We start from the raw sequence: 14,422 nt of genomic DNA on the forward strand, positions 1-14,422 counted from the left end.
GGACCCTCGTCAGAAGGTGAAGCGGGCGACGCCGGCGCGCAGGTCGGCGGCCATCCGGGCCAGCTCGTCGACGGCGACCCGGGTCTGACCGAGCGCCTCGGTGGTCGCCCCGGCGGCGGTGGACACCCCGGTGATGTTGCCGGCGATCGCGGTCGACCCGCCGGCCGCCTCCTGCACCGACCGGGACATCTCGTTGGTGGTCGCCGTCTGCTCCTCCACCGCCGAGGCGATGGTCAGCTGGAAGTCGTTGATCGAGCCGATGACCGTGCTGATCCGGCCGATCGCGGCGACCGCGCCGGCGGTGTCGCCCTGGATGGCCTGCACCCGGCGGGCGATGTCCTCGGTGGCCCGGGCGGTCTCCTGGGCCAGCTCCTTGACCTCGGTGGCGACGACCGCGAAGCCGCGGCCGGCCTCCCCGGCGCGGGCGGCCTCGATGGTCGCGTTCAGCGCCAGCAGGTTCGTCTGCTCCGCGATGCTCGTGATCGTCTTGACCACGGCGCCGATCTGCTCGCTGGAGGTGCCCAGCTGCTCGATCGTCGCGGTGGTGGCCCGGGCCTCGGCGACGGCGTCGGCGGCGACCCGCGCGGCCTCCGACGCGTTCGAGCTGATCTCCCGGATCGAGGCGCCCATCTGCTCGGCGCCCGCGGCGACCGTGGCGACGTTCCGGCTGACCTCCTCGGCCGAGGTCGACACCGCCGTCGACTGGACGGCGGTCTCCTCCGCGGCCGCGGCGATCTGCGCCGACGAGGCGGACAGCTCCTCGGAGGAGGCGGCAACGGCGTCCGCGGAGCCGGCGACCGCGCCGAGCACGGTGCGCAGCTCGGCCAGCGCGCCGTCCAGCGCGGCACCGGTGCGGCCGACCTCGTCGTGCGACCCGAGCCCGGCGGGGCGGGTGAGGTCGCCGGCGGCGAGCGCCTCGGCGGTCGCCTGCACCCGGCGCAGGCCGCGGGTGATCCTGCGGGCCACCAGCAGGCCGGTGGTCAGCGCGAGCGCGGCCCCGGCGACGATCACGACCAGCAGCACGGTGCGGGTGGAGTGGTACTCGGCGACCGCCGCGGCCGCGCTGGCCGCGGACTTGGTCTGCCGGCGCTCGGCCAGCTCGTCGATGGTCGCCAGCACGTCCTTGGCGACCGGCGCGACGACCGTCGCGCGGGCCTGCGACCAGCCGGCCAGGTCACCGGCGTCGGCCAGCGCGTCCAGCTGCACCATGCCCTGCTTGTACTGCGCGACCCCGTCCAGCACGGCGTCGATGAGCTGCTGGCCGGTGCTGGTGAGCCCGGTGGCCTCGTAGTCCCGGGCGGCCTGCTCGAGCGCCGCGTAGGCGTCGTTGCGGTCCTGCAGGTAGCCGGCGCGGGCGGCGGCGTCCGGGGCGATGGCGTAGTTCGTGCCGGCCAGCCGGACGGCGTAGAACTCCGACCGCACCGTCTCGACCGCCGCGGAGCCCAGCAGCTGCTTGCGGTACATCTCGTCGGTCGCGTCGGCGGTGTGGCCCAGGCTCCGCAGGCCCAGCAGGCCGACGACGACGGCGACGAGCACCGCCACCGAGACCGCAGCGATGATCTTGGTGGCGATGCCCGCGTCGCGGAACGGGGAGCGGGCCGGGGTGGTGCGCACGAGGAGGTCCTCCGAGGTGGCGTCATGAGCGGGCACCGATCGGGCGCCCATCTCAGTAATGACCCCGACACGTTGAGTGATGCCCCATCGAATTGCACCTGACCCGAAGGGGTCAGCGCGCGAGAAGCTCCCGCAGCGCCTCCACCACCTCCGCCGGCGCCTCCTCCGCCATGAAGTGCCCGGCGGTCACGGTGCGGTGCTCGAGGTCGTCGGCCCAGGCCGCCCACATCGCCGCCGCGCCGGAGCTCAGCTCGGGACCCCAGTCCTGCTGCAGCACGGTCACCGGCATCCTCAACCGGGCGCCGGCGGCCCGGTCGGCGCGGTCGTGCGCGACGTCGACCGTGGCCGACGCCCGGTAGTCGGCGACGATCGACGGGACGGCGTCGCGGCAGGCGGCCAGGTAGGCCGCGCGGACGTCGGCCGGCACCGCCGCGGGGTCGTGCGCCCAGACGTCGAGGAAGTGGCCGAAGAAGGCGTCCGGCGCGCCGCCGATCAGCTGCTCGGGCAGGCCGGCCGGCTGGGCCATCAGGTAGAGGTGCCAGGCGACCGAGGCGCTCAGCCCGGACAGCACGTCCCAGGTGTCGAGGTTGGTCAGCACGTCGAGGGAGAGCAGGTGCGTGACGGCGTCCGGGTGGTCCAGCCCGGTCCGGATCGCGACCAGCGCGCCGCGGTCGTGCCCGGCCAGCGCGAACCGCTCGTGCCCCAGCGCCCGGGCCGCGGCGACGACGTCGGCGGCCATCGTGCGCTTGCTGTACGCCTGCCCGTCGTCGGCCGGCTTGTCGCTGGCGCCGTAGCCGCGCAGGTCGGGGCAGATGACCGTGTGGTCGGCGGCCAGGTCGGCGGCGACGTGCCGCCACATCAGGTGGGTCTGCGGGAAGCCGTGCAGCAGCACGACCGGGCTGCCGCTGCCGCCGACGGCGACGTGGAGGGCCACGCCGTCGGCGACGTCGACCCGCTGCTGGGTGAAACCGGTGATGGTCGGGGGAGTCATGACCGCCACCCTCGGCGGTCCCGATCAGCAGCCGATCAGCACCGGCCCGGGCGGGCAGTAGCGTCCCGGTCGATGCCGGAGTTCCGGGTGCTGGGGCCGCTGGCCGCCGACGACGACGGCCGGCCGGCCGACCTCAAGGGCCCCCGGCACCGCGCCGTGCTGGCCCGGCTGCTGGTCGCCCGCGGCCGGCCGGTGCCGCTGCCCCGGCTGGTCGAGGACCTGTGGGAGGTGCCGCCGGAGCACGCCGCCGGCGCGGTGCAGACGTTCGTCGGGGCGCTGCGCAAGGCGCTGGAGCCCGACCGGCTCCCGCGCACCCCGTCGGCGCTGCTGGTCACCGTGGCCGGCGGGTACGCGCTGCGCCCCGCGCCGGGTGCGGTCGACGCCGACCGGTTCGCCGCCGAGGTCACCACCGCCACCGGCCTGCTGGACGACGGCCTCCCCGCCGACGCCCGCGTGCTGCTGGACGCGGCACTCGCGTCGTGGCGGGGCGCCGCGTACGCCGAGTTCGCGGGTGAGCCGTGGGCGCGCGCCGAGGCCGCCCGGCTGGAGGAGCTGCGGCTGCTGGCCCGGCAGCGGCGGGCCGAGGCGGCGCTGGCCGAGGGCCGGTCCGCCGAGACGGTGCCCGAGCTGCGCGCCCTGGTCGCCGAGGAGCCGCTGCGCGAGGAGGCGTGGCGGCTGCTCGCGCTGGCCGAGTACCGGGCCGGCCGGCAGGGCGACGCGCTGGCCACGCTGCGCCGGGCCCGGCAGCTGCTGCGCGACCAGCTGGGCCTCGACCCGGGGCCGCAGCTGCGCCGGCTGGAGGCCGACGTGCTGGCCCAGGCGCCGTCCCTGGTCGCCGGCGCGCGGCCGCCGCTGCCCGCGCCGGCGCCGGCGCCCGCGCCCCTCGTCGGCCGCGACGCGGAGCTCGCCGCGCTGGAGGCCGCCGCGGTGGCCGGCCGGCCGCAGCTGGCGCTGGTGTCCGGCGCGGCGGGGGCGGGGAAGACCGCGCTGACCCGGGCGCTGGCGGCGCGGCTGACCGCCCGCGGGTGGACGGTCGCGACCGCGGCGAGCCCCGAGGTCGGCGGGGCGCCCCCGGCCTGGCCGTGGCAGCAGGTGACCACCCAGCTCGACGCTCCCGCCGACCTGGCCGGGCAGGCCGGCGACCCGGCCGCCGCCCGGTCCGCCCGGCACGCCGCGGTGCGGGCCGCGCTGGCCGCGGCCGCGCCGGTGCTGGTCGTGCTGGAGGACCTGCACTGGGCCGACGAGGAGACCCTCGCCCTGCTGGGCACCCTGGCCACCGACCCGGTCCGGCCCCGCGTGCTCGTGGTGGCCACCCACCGCTCGACCGAGATCGGCCCGGCGCTCACCGGTGCGCTCGGCCGGGTGGCCCGGGCCGAGCCCGTGCGCGTCCACCTCGGCGGGCTCACCGGACCGCAGACCGCGGAGCTCGTCGCCGGGCTCACCGACCGGCTCCCGCCGCCCGCGGCGCTGCACCTGCTGCAGGTGCGCAGCGGCGGCAACCCGTTCCTGGCCCGGGAGCTGCTGCGGCTGTGGGAGGCCGAGGCCGGGCTGCGGTCGGTGCCGCCGGGCGTGCGCGACGTGCTCCGCCACCGCCTCGCCCGGCTGCCCGCGCCGGCGCAGACGGTGCTGCGGCAGGCCGCCGTCCAGGGCGTGGACGTCGACGTCGAGCTCCTGGTCCGGCTGGCCGGCGACGAGGACGCGGTGCTGGCGTCGGTGGAGGCCGCGCTGCTCGCCGGGTTCGTCGCGGAGGCGGGGCCGGACCGGCTGCGGTTCGCCCACGCGCTGGTGCAGGAGACCGTGTACGGCGACGTCCCGCTCGCCCGCCGGGCCCGCTGGCACGCCGCGCTCGCGGACCTGCTGGCCGACCTCCGGCCCGACGACGTCGGCGCGGTCGCCCACCACCTGCTGCAGGCGGGCACCGCGGTGCCCGCCGAGCGTGCGCTGGCGGCGTTCCGGGCGGCCGCCGACCGGGCCGAACGGCGGTCCGCACCGCACGAGGCCGCCCGCTGGTGGAGCGCCGCCGCGACCGTGCTGGACCGGCTGCCGGACGCCGGTCCCCGGCTGCGGCTGGAGGTGGCGACCGGCCGGGTGCGGGCGCTGGCGGTCACCGGCGGGCTGGCCGCGGCCCGCACCGAGCGGTCGGTGGCCCTCGACCTCGCCGAGCAGGTGGGCGACCCGGTGCTGACCGCGGCGGTGCTGGGCGCGTCCGCCGTCCCGGCGGTCTGGACGACGAACGACGACCCGACGCTGTCCGCCCGGCTGGTCGGAGCGGCCGAGCGCGCCCTGGTCGGGCTGCCGGCCGGCGCGACCGCGGAGCGCGCCCGGCTGCTGGTGACCGTCGCGCTGGAGCGGCGGGCGGACGACGGGCCGCGCGGCGCCGAGGCGGCGCGCGAGGCGGCCGGGCTGGCCCGGGAGCTGGGCGATCCCGCGCTGCTCGCGCTGGCGCTGGACGCCCGCTACCTGCAGACGTTCGCCCGGGCCGGGCTGGCCGCGGAGCGCGCGGCGCTGGCCGGTGAGCTGCTGGCGGTCGCCGGCGGCCAGGGGACCGCCGCGGTCACCGGGCACCTGCTCGCCGTGCAGGCGCACGCGGGGCTGGGTGAGCTGGACGTCGCCGACCGCGCCGCGGCGGCCGCGGAGGAGCTGGCCGACCGGTCCGGGCTGCCGCTGGTCGGGGTGCTCACCGACTGGTACCGGGCGCTGCGGCTGGCGGTGCGGGGGAGCGCCGGTGCGGCCGCGGCGGCCTACCGGGCCGCGGCGGCCCGGCTGCCGGGCAGCGGCATGGCCGGGCTGGAGCCGGGGCTGCTGCCGTTGGCGCTGCTCTCGCTGGACCCCGGGCACCCGCCGGCGGACGCCGACCTCGGGCCGTACGCGGCGCAGGCCCGCCCGCTGGTGCTGCTCGCCGCCGGCGACCGGCCGGCGGCCCGCGCCGCGCTGGCCGCCGTGCCCGACCCGCCGCGGGACCTGCTGCTCGAGGCGCGGCTGGCGCTCGCCGCGGAGGCCGCGGTCCGGCTCGGCGACCGGGCCGCCGCCGAGCGCTGGTACCCGCAGCTGCTGCCGGCCGACGGCGAGCTGGCCGGAGCGGGCAGCGGCCTGCTCACCCTCGGCCCGGTGGGGGTGCACCTGGCCCGGCTGGCCCGCCTGCTGGGCCGGCCCGCCGACGGGCACCTGGCCGCGGCACGGGAGGTGGCCGACCGCGCCGGCTCGCCCCGCTGGACCGCCGCGGTCCAGCAGCTGGGCGGCTGATCCACGGCACACTGCCCCGGTGACCTCCGCCGGCTACCTCCACCAGCTGTTCTCCCTGGACGGCCAGGTCGCCGTCGTCACCGGCGGCAGCTCCGGCATCGGCCGGGCGATCGCGGGTGCCCTCGCGCGGGCCGGTGCCCGGGTGGTGCTGGTCGCCCGCCGTCCCGGGCCGCTCGCCGAGGCGGCCGAGGAGATCGCCGGGCTGGGCGGGACCACGGGCTGGGTGGCCGCCGACCTGTCCACCCGGGACGGCGTCCGGCGGGCCGGGGACGACGCCGCCGCCGTGTTCGGCGAGCCCGACGTGCTGGTCAACAGCGCCGGGGTGAACCTCCGGCCGCCGCTGGGCGAGCTGGACGACGAGGTCTGGGCGACCACCCTGGCGGTCAACCTGACGGCGCCGTTCCTGCTCGGCCGGCGGTTCGGCCCGGGCATGGCGGCCCGCGGGTTCGGGCGCATCCTGCACATCAGCTCCCAGCAGGCGCACCGCGCGTTCGCCGACAGCGGCGCCTACGGGGTGTCCAAGGGCGGCCTCGAGGCGCTGGCCCGGTCGCAGGCGGAGGCGTGGTCGCCGTCCGGGGTCACCGTCAACACGCTGGTGCCCGGGTTCGTCCCCACCCCGCTCAACGCCCGGATGGCCGGCGACCCGGTGCAGGTCGCCGCGCTCGCCGCCCGCACCCTGGTCGGCCGCAACGGCGTGCCGGCCGACTTCGCTGGTGCGGCCGTCTTCCTGGCCGGGCGGGCGTCGGCCTACGTCACCGGCCAGGCCGTCCACGTCGACGGTGGCTTCTCGGTGCACTGACCGCCCCGAGGGCGGGGCTGCTCAGCCTGCCCGCAGCCGGGTGCAGTCGCCGGCGTCCAGCGGCACCGGCGGGCCGGCGGCGAGCTCGGCCAGCACCATGGCCTGCACCAGCGCGTCCGAGGGCAGGTCGCCGTGCGCGACCCGCGAGTCGGCGCACACCGACTGGACCGGCAGGTCCAGCGCACCGTCGAGCCGGGCGGAGTCCGGCGGGGTCACCGTCCGGTCCGCGGTCGACCACACCGACACCCACGTCGGCCCGGCCGGCGTCTCGTCGCCGGCGTTGAGCCGGGTCAGCAGGGGGCTGTCGGTGGCCAGCTGCCGGCACCCCTCCGGGCACTCGCCGGGCACCAGCGAGCCGGCCAGGTCGGCGATCGTCGTCCCGTGGTGCGGCGAGCCCAGGGTCACCACCCGCCGGGCCCGGTCGGCGCCGCCGTCGTCCCCCGCCCACAGCCGGGCGATCACGCCGCCGGCGGAGTAGCCGACGACGTCCACGGCGGGGGCGCCGGTGCGGTCCAGCGCGGCGTCGACCGCGTCGTCCAGCGCCCCGGCGGAGGCGACCAGGTCGCCGGTGCCGTCGCCGGGCACCGCGACCACCTCGGCGTCCCGGCCGGCCGCGCGCAGCCGGTCGGCCAGCGGGCGCAGCGACGCGGTCGACCCGCCGTAGCCGGGCACGAGCAGCACCGGGCCGAGCCGGTCCTGGCTGACCGGCGCGGGGTCCTCGCCGGTCAGCCGGGGGACGACGACCGCCGCGACCAGGGCCAGGACGGCGACCAGCAGCGCACCGGTCAGCCCCAGCACGAGCCGGCGGCGGGCGGGGGAGAGACCGGCGAGCACACCCCCATGGTGGACTGCACCGGTGCCCCGCCGCCCCTTCCTGAGCCGCGACGAGTACCTCGTGGCGTGGTCGCGCTGGCACGGGGACGCCGACGCCTCCCGTGGCATCGTCCGCGGCTGGCTCACCGTGGCCCACACCCTGGCCCGCCCGCTGGCCGGGCTGCCGCCGATCGCCGCGACCGCGCTCGGCCTGCTGGTCGCCGCCGGCGCGGTCGGCCCCGCCGTCGCCGGCGGCGCGTGGCTGGTCGCCGCCGGGCTGCTCGTCGGGCTGTCCGGCCTGCTGGACTCCCTGGACGGCGCGCTGGCGATCGCCGGGGGCCGGGCGTCGCGCCGCGGGTTCGTCCTCGACTCCGCCGTCGACCGGCTCACCGAGGTCGCCTACGCCGGGGCGCTCTGGGCGGCCGGGACGCCGGGCTGGCTGGCGGCGGCGTTCGGCGCGCTGTGCTGGCTGCCGGACTACCTGCGGGCCCGCGGTGGCCAGGCGGGGGTGCGCGAGACCGGCACCATCTCGGTCTGGGAGCGGCCCACCCGGGTGGCGATGACCGGGTTCACCCTCGGCGGGGCGGGCGTCGTCGCGGCCGTCGTCGACCCGGCGGTGGTGGTCACCTGCGGCGCGGCGGTCGGCGCGCTGCTGGGGCTGGTCGGGACGGCGCAGCTCGGCGTCCAGCTGCGCCGCGAGCTCGGCGGGGAGCAGGACGGGGGATGACGGCCCGGGCCGGGTGGGGAGCCGGGCCCTACCCTGGTGCCCGCCCCGCGGACGCCGCGGCCCGCGTCCCGCCGTCCTCGAGGAAGCAGTTCCCCATGCCCGTCGTCGTGACCGGTTCGATCGCCACCGACCACCTGATGTCCTTCCCCGGGAAGTTCACCGACCAGTTCGTCGAGGGGAAGATGGCGAACGTCTCGCTGTCCTTCCTCGTCGACGACCTGGTGCAGCACCGGGGCGGGGCCGGCGCCAACATGGCCTACGGGCTCGGCGTGCTCGGGCTGCAGCCGGTGCTCGTCGGCGCGGTCGGCAACGACTTCGCCGACTACGACGCCTGGCTCACCCGGCACGGCGTCGACACCGCGAGCGTGCACTGGTCCGAGCTCAAGCACACCGCCCGGTTCACCTGCACCACCGACGTGGCCAACAACCAGATCGCGTCGTTCTACTCGGGCGCGATGAGCGAGGCGTCCTCGATCGAGCTGGCACCGGTCGCCGACCGGGTGGGCGGCATCGACCTGGTGGTCGTCGGCCCGAACGACCCGACCGCGATGGTGCGCCACACGCAGGAGTGCCGGGACCGCGGCTACCCCTTCCTCGCCGACCCCTCGCAGCAGCTGGCCTGGGCCGGCGACGAGATGATCCGCGACCTGGTCGACGGCGCCGAGCTGCTGTTCACCAACGAGTACGAGCACGCGCTGCTGCTGCAGAAGACCGGCTGGTCCGACGACGAGGTGCTCGCCCGCGTCGGCTGCTGGGTGACCACCCGGGCGGCCAGCGGGGTGCGCGTCGAGCGGGCCGGCGAGGAACCGGTCGACGTCATCGCCGTCCCGGAGACCAAGCCGGTCGAGCCCACCGGCGGCGGCGACGCGCTGCGGGCCGGCTTCGTCGCCGCCCGCCAGTGGGGCCTGGGCCTGGAGCGCTCGCTGCAGGTCGGGTCGGCCGTGGCCACCGCCGCCGTCGAGGTGGTCGGCACCCAGGAGTACTCGCTGCCCCGGGCGTCGTTCCTCGAGCGGTTCGCCGACGCGTTCGGTGCCGACGCCGCCGCCGAGGTCGAGCCGCACCTGCCGGCCTGATCAGCGCTCGCGGAGGCGCTCGCCGATCGTCGGGTCCTCGGCCCAGGTGCGGTAGGGGATCCGGCGGATCTCCAGGACCTCGCCGATCGTCGACCACTCGTTGCCGCCGAGGCGGGCCAGCGGGCGCAGCTCCTCGATCCGCGGCCGCCCGTCGCGGACGGCGGAGGACCACACGCTGATGTGCTCGACCCGGCCGAACACCACCGTGCTGTCGCCCAGCCGCAGCGTGGAGTGCAGCGTGCACTCCAGCGACACCGGTGACTGGGCCACCCGCATCGCGGCGACCGTGTCGCTGGGCTCCAGCCGCAGCCCGGTGTGCTCGGCCTCGTCCTGGTCCGGCGGGAAGTCGGTGCCGGTGGCGTTGACCTGTTCGAACAGCGGCTCGGGCGTCAGGTTGACGGTGAAGTCACCGGTCGCCTCGATGTTGCGCAGCGAGTCCTTGCGGCCCACCGAGGTGAACTGGACGACCGGCGGGTCGACGCACGCCACCGTGTAGAAGGAGTGCGGTGCCAGGTTGTGCACGCCCTCGGCCGAGCGGCTGCACACCCAGGCGATCGGCCGGGGGACGACGACCGAGTTGAGCACCCGGTAGAAGGCGCCGGAGGACATCTCGGCGGGGTCGAACGACGTGCGCGCGGGCTGGGTCACCGGTCCATCGTCAGGGTGCGCCCGCGCCAGCGCAGGTCGCCGCGGCGGCCGGCCCGCAGCGACCGGGCCACCAGCACGTCCAGCAGCGCCACCGACGCGGGGTGGGCGAGGGAGTCCGGCCACACCCGGCCCCCGGTGCGCGCCGCCACCACCGCCCGGTTCAGCACGCCGGCGGCGTACCCGGCGAGCCCCGCCCGCGAGCCGGTGAGCGCGGCCAGCGGCGGCACCAGCCAGACCAGGCTCAGCCCGGTCGCCGCCGCCACCGCGCCCGCGGGCCGGCCGCCGAGCGCGGCCCACAGCGACTTCGTGTAGCCCTCGCGCAGCGCCGGCCAGCCGTCGTACATCCGGCAGACGGCCAGCGTCGACCCGTCGACGACCACCCCGCGGCCCCCGGCCGCCTTGACCGCGCGCAGCAGGGCGATGTCCTCGATCACCTCGCCGCGCACCGCGGCGTGGCCGCCGGCCCGGTCGTACGCGGCCCGGCGGACCACCAGGAACTGCCCGTTGGCCGCGGCCAGCGACGGACGGCGGGAGCGCTCGGCGGCCCGCAGCGGCAGCAGCGTCGCCCACAGCCACTGCTGCAGCGGCTGGACCAGCCGCTCGGCGGCCGACCCGGTCAGCTGCCGGGGCCAGGGGGAGACGAGGTCCAGGCCGGCGTCGTCCAGCACCGCGACGGCGGCGGCCAGCGCGTCGGGCGCCAGCCGGACGTCGGCGTCGAGGAACACCAGCACGTCGGCGTCCCCGGCGGCCGTGGCGCCCTGCGCGCAGGCGTTCGGCTTGCCCAGCCACCCCGGCGCCGGCGGCGACGCGGAGCGCACCCGCACCCGGTCGTCGGCGGGCACCTGAGCGGCGGTGCCGTCGGTCGACCCGTCGTCGACCACGACGACCGCGAGGTCCGGCACCGCGCGCTGGTCGAGCACCGCGGCCACGCAGCCGGCGATCTGGTGGGCCTCGTCGCGGGCCGGGACGACGACCGCGACCCGGGCGGTCACCGGGGGCGGCACGGCCGGCGGGCGGCGCAGCAGCCGGGTGTTGACGACGGCGTGCGCGGCGCCCAGCACCGACAGCGCGGCGGCGCCCCGGACCAGCCGGGAGCTCACCGGCGCAGCCGGACGGCGACGGCGGCCAGCACCGGGACGGCGAGCACGACCTCCCACACCGCCGACCCGGGCAGCCCCAGCCAGCCGGCGTGGGCCAGCGCGCCACCGAGGGTCATCCAGGCCAGCACGAGCAGCGCCGCCGCGTCGCCGGGACCGGTGCGCGGGGTGCGGGCGAGTGCGAGGTCCAGCAGCGTCATCAGCACGATGCCGGCCAGCAGCCAGCCGGCGAGGTTGGTCAGCGGCACCGTGCCGATGCCGGGCAGCCCGGGGGAGGGGTGCGCCCACCGCCAGTAGCCGGCCTGCACCATCTGCGGGTCCAGCAGCACGTCCCAGGCCGCGAAGACGTACGCCGCGAGGGCGATCCGGAGCGGCCGGCGGTGCGGTGCGAGCCGGCTGGCGAGCACCCAGCTCGGCCAGGCCATCATCAGCCAGGCCAGCGGCACCAGGAACGGCACGCCCAGCAGCGTCGGGCCGAGCGTGTCGGCGTAGGAGTACTCGCCGTACGGGAACCCGGTCGCCAGCCCCACGGCCTCGAACACGACCGCGACGACGGCGACCAGCACCAGCACGGTCGCTGCGGCCCGCGGGCCCCGGCTGGTGCCCGCGGCGGCCACCGAGGCGGCCGCGCCGAGCAGCACGATCGCCCAGCTGACGACGTCCCGGCCGCCGCCGTCGGTGAGCGGGTAGGCGATCGCGGTGAGCACCAGCGCGACTGCCGGCACCCAGGCGGGCGACGGCCGGCGCGGCACGGTCAGCGCGCGGGTCACCTGCGGGCCGCCCGGCGGCGCAGCCGGCCCAGCCGGGTCCGGTCGCCGAGCACCAGGCGGGCCGCCGTCCGGCCGGAGTTGCCCTGCACCCCGCCACCGGGGTGCACCGAGGCACCGGCGAGGTAGAGCCCGGCCAGCCCCGGTACCCGCTGGCCGGCCAGCGCCGGCGTGGGCCGGAGGCTGAACATGCTGGCCAGGCCCATCTCCACGTGCATGACGTTCCCGCGCGGCAGCCTCAACTCGCGCTCGAGGGCCACCGGCGTCTGCACGTGCAGCCGCTGTACCGACTGTGCGAAGCCGGGCGCGTACCGGTCGACCGCGGCCACGAGCGCGGCGGCGGCGTCGTCGGCGAGGGCGTCCCAGTCGCGGCCGTCGGCGAGCGCGTACGGGTACCACTGCCCCCAGACGGTGACCACGTGCTGGCCGGGCGGGGCGAGCGTCGGGTCGCTCGCGGAGAACGACATCGCCAGCGGCACCGGCTCGCGGGGCAGCTCGCCGGCCAGGAAGTCGCCGTGCGCGCGGGCCAGCTGCGCCCGGTCGGTGCACAGCAGTTGCAGTCCCTGCAACGACTCGGCACCCGCGCCGGGGTAGGACGGCGGGGCGTCGGTGAGCGCGCGCAGCACCAGGCCGAAGCCGTTGCCCACCGGCGGGTCGGCGGCGGCGAGCGCGGGCGGTGCGGCGTCGCCGGCCAGCGCGCGGGTGGCGCCCACGTGGCAGGCGGCGACCACGACGGGAGCGGTGAACCGCCGTCCGGACGCGGTCTCGACACCGGTCACCCGGCCGCCGTCGGTGAGCAGCCGGACGGCGGCGTCGCCGAGGTGCACCCCGCCGCCGTCGGCGACCACCCGGGCGGCCAGCGCCTCGGTCAGCCGCCCCGAGCCGCCCACCGGGTGCCCCGGCGGGACGTCGTGCAGCAGCGCGGCCCAGCCGATCATCGCGGCCGTGCCGGGCTCGGACATCGGCGGGCCGGACTGCGCCCCGAACCAGGCCAGCGCCGCCTTGAGCCGCTCGGAGGTGAACCAGCGGTCCAGCAGCGAGTCGCCGGAGCCCAGGAAGTCGACCGCGATGTCCCCGCCGGAGGTGCGCGGCCGGGCCGAGCCGATCGGCCAGAAGTGCCGCACCAGCCGGGACGGCGCGGGCCGGTCGCCGAACGCGGCGACGACGGCGCGGCTGCGCGGCCTCCACACCTCGACGAACCGGCGGTAGGCCGCGGCGTCGGCGTCCCCGCAGGCTGCGGCGATGGAGGCGCAGGTGGCGTCCAGGTCCTTCGAGAACACCAGCGGCCGGCCGTCGGGCCCGGGGTCGCCGGGCACCGGGGCGGGGGCGAAGCCCCACGGGTCGCAGTCGACGTACCGCAGCCCGAACCGCTCGAGCTCCAGCTCCTCGACGATCCCGCTGTGCCGGATCATCACGTGCGCGCTGGAGCCGCGGTCGACCCGCACCCCCGGCCAGCGCTCGACCGTGCTCACCGCGCCGCCGAGCACCTCGTCGGCCTCGACGACCGCCACGTGCAGCCCGGCGCGCGCCAGGTAGGCGGCGGCGACCAGCCCGTTGTGCCCGGCGCCGATGACGACGGCGTCGCAGGTGTCGACGGGGATCAGCTCCGCGGCGGGGTGAGCGGGAGGCGGGCGCCGAGGATGGCGAACGGGCGCGCGTCGCCGGGGAACTTGTAGTTGCGGGCGAGGTCGACGAACCCGTCCTTGTGGTACAGCCGGAACGCCTTGGTGTCGGTGTCCGGGGTGCTCAGCAGCGCGGCCGGGTGGGGCAGCCCCTCGACCAGTGCGTGCAGCAGCTGCCGGCCGATGCCGCGGCTCTGGTGGTCGGGGTGCACGTGCAGCTCGCAGACCTCGAACGCGCCGGGCAGCCACTGCTTCGCCGTCCGCCGGTCCAGGGCGTTGCGCACCTGGTCGTGCCACCACTGGCCCGGGGCCACCAGGTAGCCGTAGCCGAAGCCGACGAACTGCTCCCCGGACGGGGTGTCGGCGAAGGCCCCGACGGCGCGGAAGCCGGGCCGCTCGGTGTGCTGGACGGCGTAGCCGTAGCGGCCGGCGACGACCGACTCGCTGTAGCCCATCGCGGCGCCGTAGATGGCCAGCGCCTCGTGCAGGTGCTCGCGCATCCAGGCGGTGGGCAGCTCGGCCACCCGGGTGGCAGGTGCGGTGCCGGTCACCGGGGGACCGCCTCCTCTGTCTGTGCCCCCGGCCCGACCTCGGCCGGGGTGCCGTCGGTGAGCTCGAGGAGCTCGGGGTAGGTGGTGGGGAAGACGGTGTGCGGGTGCCCGGCGGCGGCCCAGACCTGCGGGAAGCGGGCCAGCTCGACGTCGACCAGCGTGCCGATCGGCTCGGGGTGCCCCACCGGGGCGACCCCGCCGATGGCCTGCCCGGTGTGCTGCCGGACGAACTCCGGCGTGGCCCGGGTGATCCGCGGGACGCCGAGCAGGTCGGCGACCAGCGGCTCGTCGACCCGGTGCGCCCCGCTGGTGAGCACCAGCAGCGGCGCGCCGTCGACGTCGAACACCAGGCTGTTGGCGATCGCGCCCACCGGCACGCCCAGCTGGGCGGCGGCGGTCGCCGCGGTGCGGGCGCTGCCGCCCGCGCCCGGCGAGCACCGGATCTACAACCTGGGCAACGGGACCGGGTTCTCGGTG

The 14,422-nt window shown here is 77.9% G+C and carries 13 protein-coding genes; 4 read left to right on the forward strand and 9 right to left on the reverse strand.

Annotated elements, in window-relative coordinates; translation table 11 throughout:
• Positions 1 to 9: 9 nt before the first annotated feature.
• Both AB0J00_RS21180 and AB0J00_RS21185 read right to left on the reverse strand, forming a co-directional pair.
• Complete coding sequence (locus AB0J00_RS21180; RefSeq protein WP_357748864.1) at positions 10 to 1,614, reverse strand: methyl-accepting chemotaxis protein; 1,605 nt, start codon at positions 1,612 to 1,614, stop codon at positions 10 to 12.
• 112 nt (positions 1,615 to 1,726) lie between these two features.
• A complete protein-coding gene (locus AB0J00_RS21185) occupies positions 1,727 to 2,605 on the reverse strand; it encodes an alpha/beta hydrolase (protein ID WP_357748867.1) in 879 nt (292 codons plus the stop codon).
• A gap of 72 nt (positions 2,606 to 2,677) precedes the next feature.
• On the opposite strand from AB0J00_RS21185, the gene AB0J00_RS21190 reads away from it, so the two are divergent.
• Together AB0J00_RS21190 and AB0J00_RS21195 are read left to right on the forward strand one after the other, a co-directional pair.
• Entirely contained in the window at positions 2,678 to 5,848 is a 3,171-nt protein-coding gene (locus AB0J00_RS21190; protein WP_357748870.1) for a BTAD domain-containing putative transcriptional regulator, read from the forward strand.
• A 19-nt stretch (positions 5,849 to 5,867) separates the two neighbouring features.
• Positions 5,868 to 6,647 (forward strand): SDR family oxidoreductase, encoded by a 780-nt coding sequence (locus tag AB0J00_RS21195; RefSeq protein ID WP_357748873.1) that lies wholly within the window; start codon positions 5,868 to 5,870, stop codon positions 6,645 to 6,647.
• Between the two features lie 21 nt (positions 6,648 to 6,668).
• On the opposite strand, the gene AB0J00_RS21200 is transcribed toward AB0J00_RS21195, so the two are convergent.
• Positions 6,669 to 7,481, reverse strand: coding sequence for an alpha/beta fold hydrolase (locus AB0J00_RS21200; protein ID WP_357748875.1), 813 nt, complete (start codon positions 7,479 to 7,481; stop codon positions 6,669 to 6,671).
• Between the two features lie 22 nt (positions 7,482 to 7,503).
• On the opposite strand from AB0J00_RS21200, the gene AB0J00_RS21205 reads away from it, so the two are divergent.
• Both AB0J00_RS21205 and AB0J00_RS21210 read left to right on the forward strand, forming a co-directional pair.
• Positions 7,504 to 8,187, forward strand: a complete 684-nt coding sequence (locus tag AB0J00_RS21205; RefSeq protein ID WP_357748878.1) for a CDP-alcohol phosphatidyltransferase family protein — start codon at positions 7,504 to 7,506, stop codon at positions 8,185 to 8,187.
• Between the two features lie 95 nt (positions 8,188 to 8,282).
• Positions 8,283 to 9,260, forward strand: coding sequence for a carbohydrate kinase family protein (locus AB0J00_RS21210; RefSeq protein WP_357748881.1), 978 nt, complete (start codon positions 8,283 to 8,285; stop codon positions 9,258 to 9,260).
• On the opposite strand, the gene AB0J00_RS21215 is transcribed toward AB0J00_RS21210, so the two are convergent.
• Genes AB0J00_RS21215 through AB0J00_RS21240 form a run of 6 tightly spaced genes read right to left on the reverse strand, consistent with a single transcriptional unit; the run spans position 9,261 to position 14,316 of the window.
• Positions 9,261 to 9,908 carry a flavin reductase family protein gene (locus tag AB0J00_RS21215; protein WP_357748883.1) on the reverse strand — a complete coding sequence of 216 codons (648 nt, stop codon included), beginning with the start codon at positions 9,906 to 9,908 and terminating at the stop codon, positions 9,261 to 9,263.
• Positions 9,905 to 11,008, reverse strand: a complete 1,104-nt coding sequence (locus AB0J00_RS21220) for a glycosyltransferase family 2 protein (RefSeq protein WP_357748885.1) — start codon at positions 11,006 to 11,008, stop codon at positions 9,905 to 9,907. Before AB0J00_RS21220 ends, AB0J00_RS21215 begins: the two co-directional genes overlap by 4 nt.
• Positions 11,005 to 11,775 (reverse strand): carotenoid biosynthesis protein, encoded by a 771-nt coding sequence (locus AB0J00_RS21225; RefSeq protein ID WP_357748888.1) that lies wholly within the window; start codon positions 11,773 to 11,775, stop codon positions 11,005 to 11,007. The genes AB0J00_RS21220 and AB0J00_RS21225 overlap by 4 nt, the downstream gene beginning before the upstream one ends.
• Positions 11,772 to 13,376: an NAD(P)/FAD-dependent oxidoreductase gene (locus AB0J00_RS21230; RefSeq protein WP_357748896.1), complete on the reverse strand. Its 1,605-nt coding sequence runs from the start codon at positions 13,374 to 13,376 to the stop codon at positions 11,772 to 11,774. Before AB0J00_RS21230 ends, AB0J00_RS21225 begins: the two co-directional genes overlap by 4 nt.
• Positions 13,373 to 13,945 (reverse strand): GNAT family N-acetyltransferase, encoded by a 573-nt coding sequence (locus tag AB0J00_RS21235; RefSeq protein WP_357748891.1) that lies wholly within the window; start codon positions 13,943 to 13,945, stop codon positions 13,373 to 13,375. Before AB0J00_RS21235 ends, AB0J00_RS21230 begins: the two co-directional genes overlap by 4 nt.
• Complete coding sequence (locus tag AB0J00_RS21240; RefSeq protein ID WP_357748894.1) at positions 13,942 to 14,316, reverse strand: YbaK/EbsC family protein; 375 nt, start codon at positions 14,314 to 14,316, stop codon at positions 13,942 to 13,944. The genes AB0J00_RS21235 and AB0J00_RS21240 overlap by 4 nt, the downstream gene beginning before the upstream one ends.
• Positions 14,317 to 14,422 lie beyond the last annotated feature (106 nt).

Origin of the sequence: Modestobacter sp. NPDC049651 (assembly GCF_040659695.1) — a bacterium.
In the GTDB taxonomy this organism is placed as follows: domain Bacteria; phylum Actinomycetota; class Actinomycetes; order Mycobacteriales; family Geodermatophilaceae; genus Modestobacter.

Coding starts and splice junctions, on each gene's coding strand:
- AB0J00_RS21185 (WP_357748867.1), bottom strand. CDS start 2,605: ATGACTCCCCCGACCATCACCGGTTTCACCCAGCAGCGGGTCGACGTC.
- AB0J00_RS21190 (WP_357748870.1), top strand. CDS start 2,678: ATGCCGGAGTTCCGGGTGCTGGGGCCGCTGGCCGCCGACGACGACGGC.
- AB0J00_RS21210 (WP_357748881.1), top strand. CDS start 8,283: ATGCCCGTCGTCGTGACCGGTTCGATCGCCACCGACCACCTGATGTCC.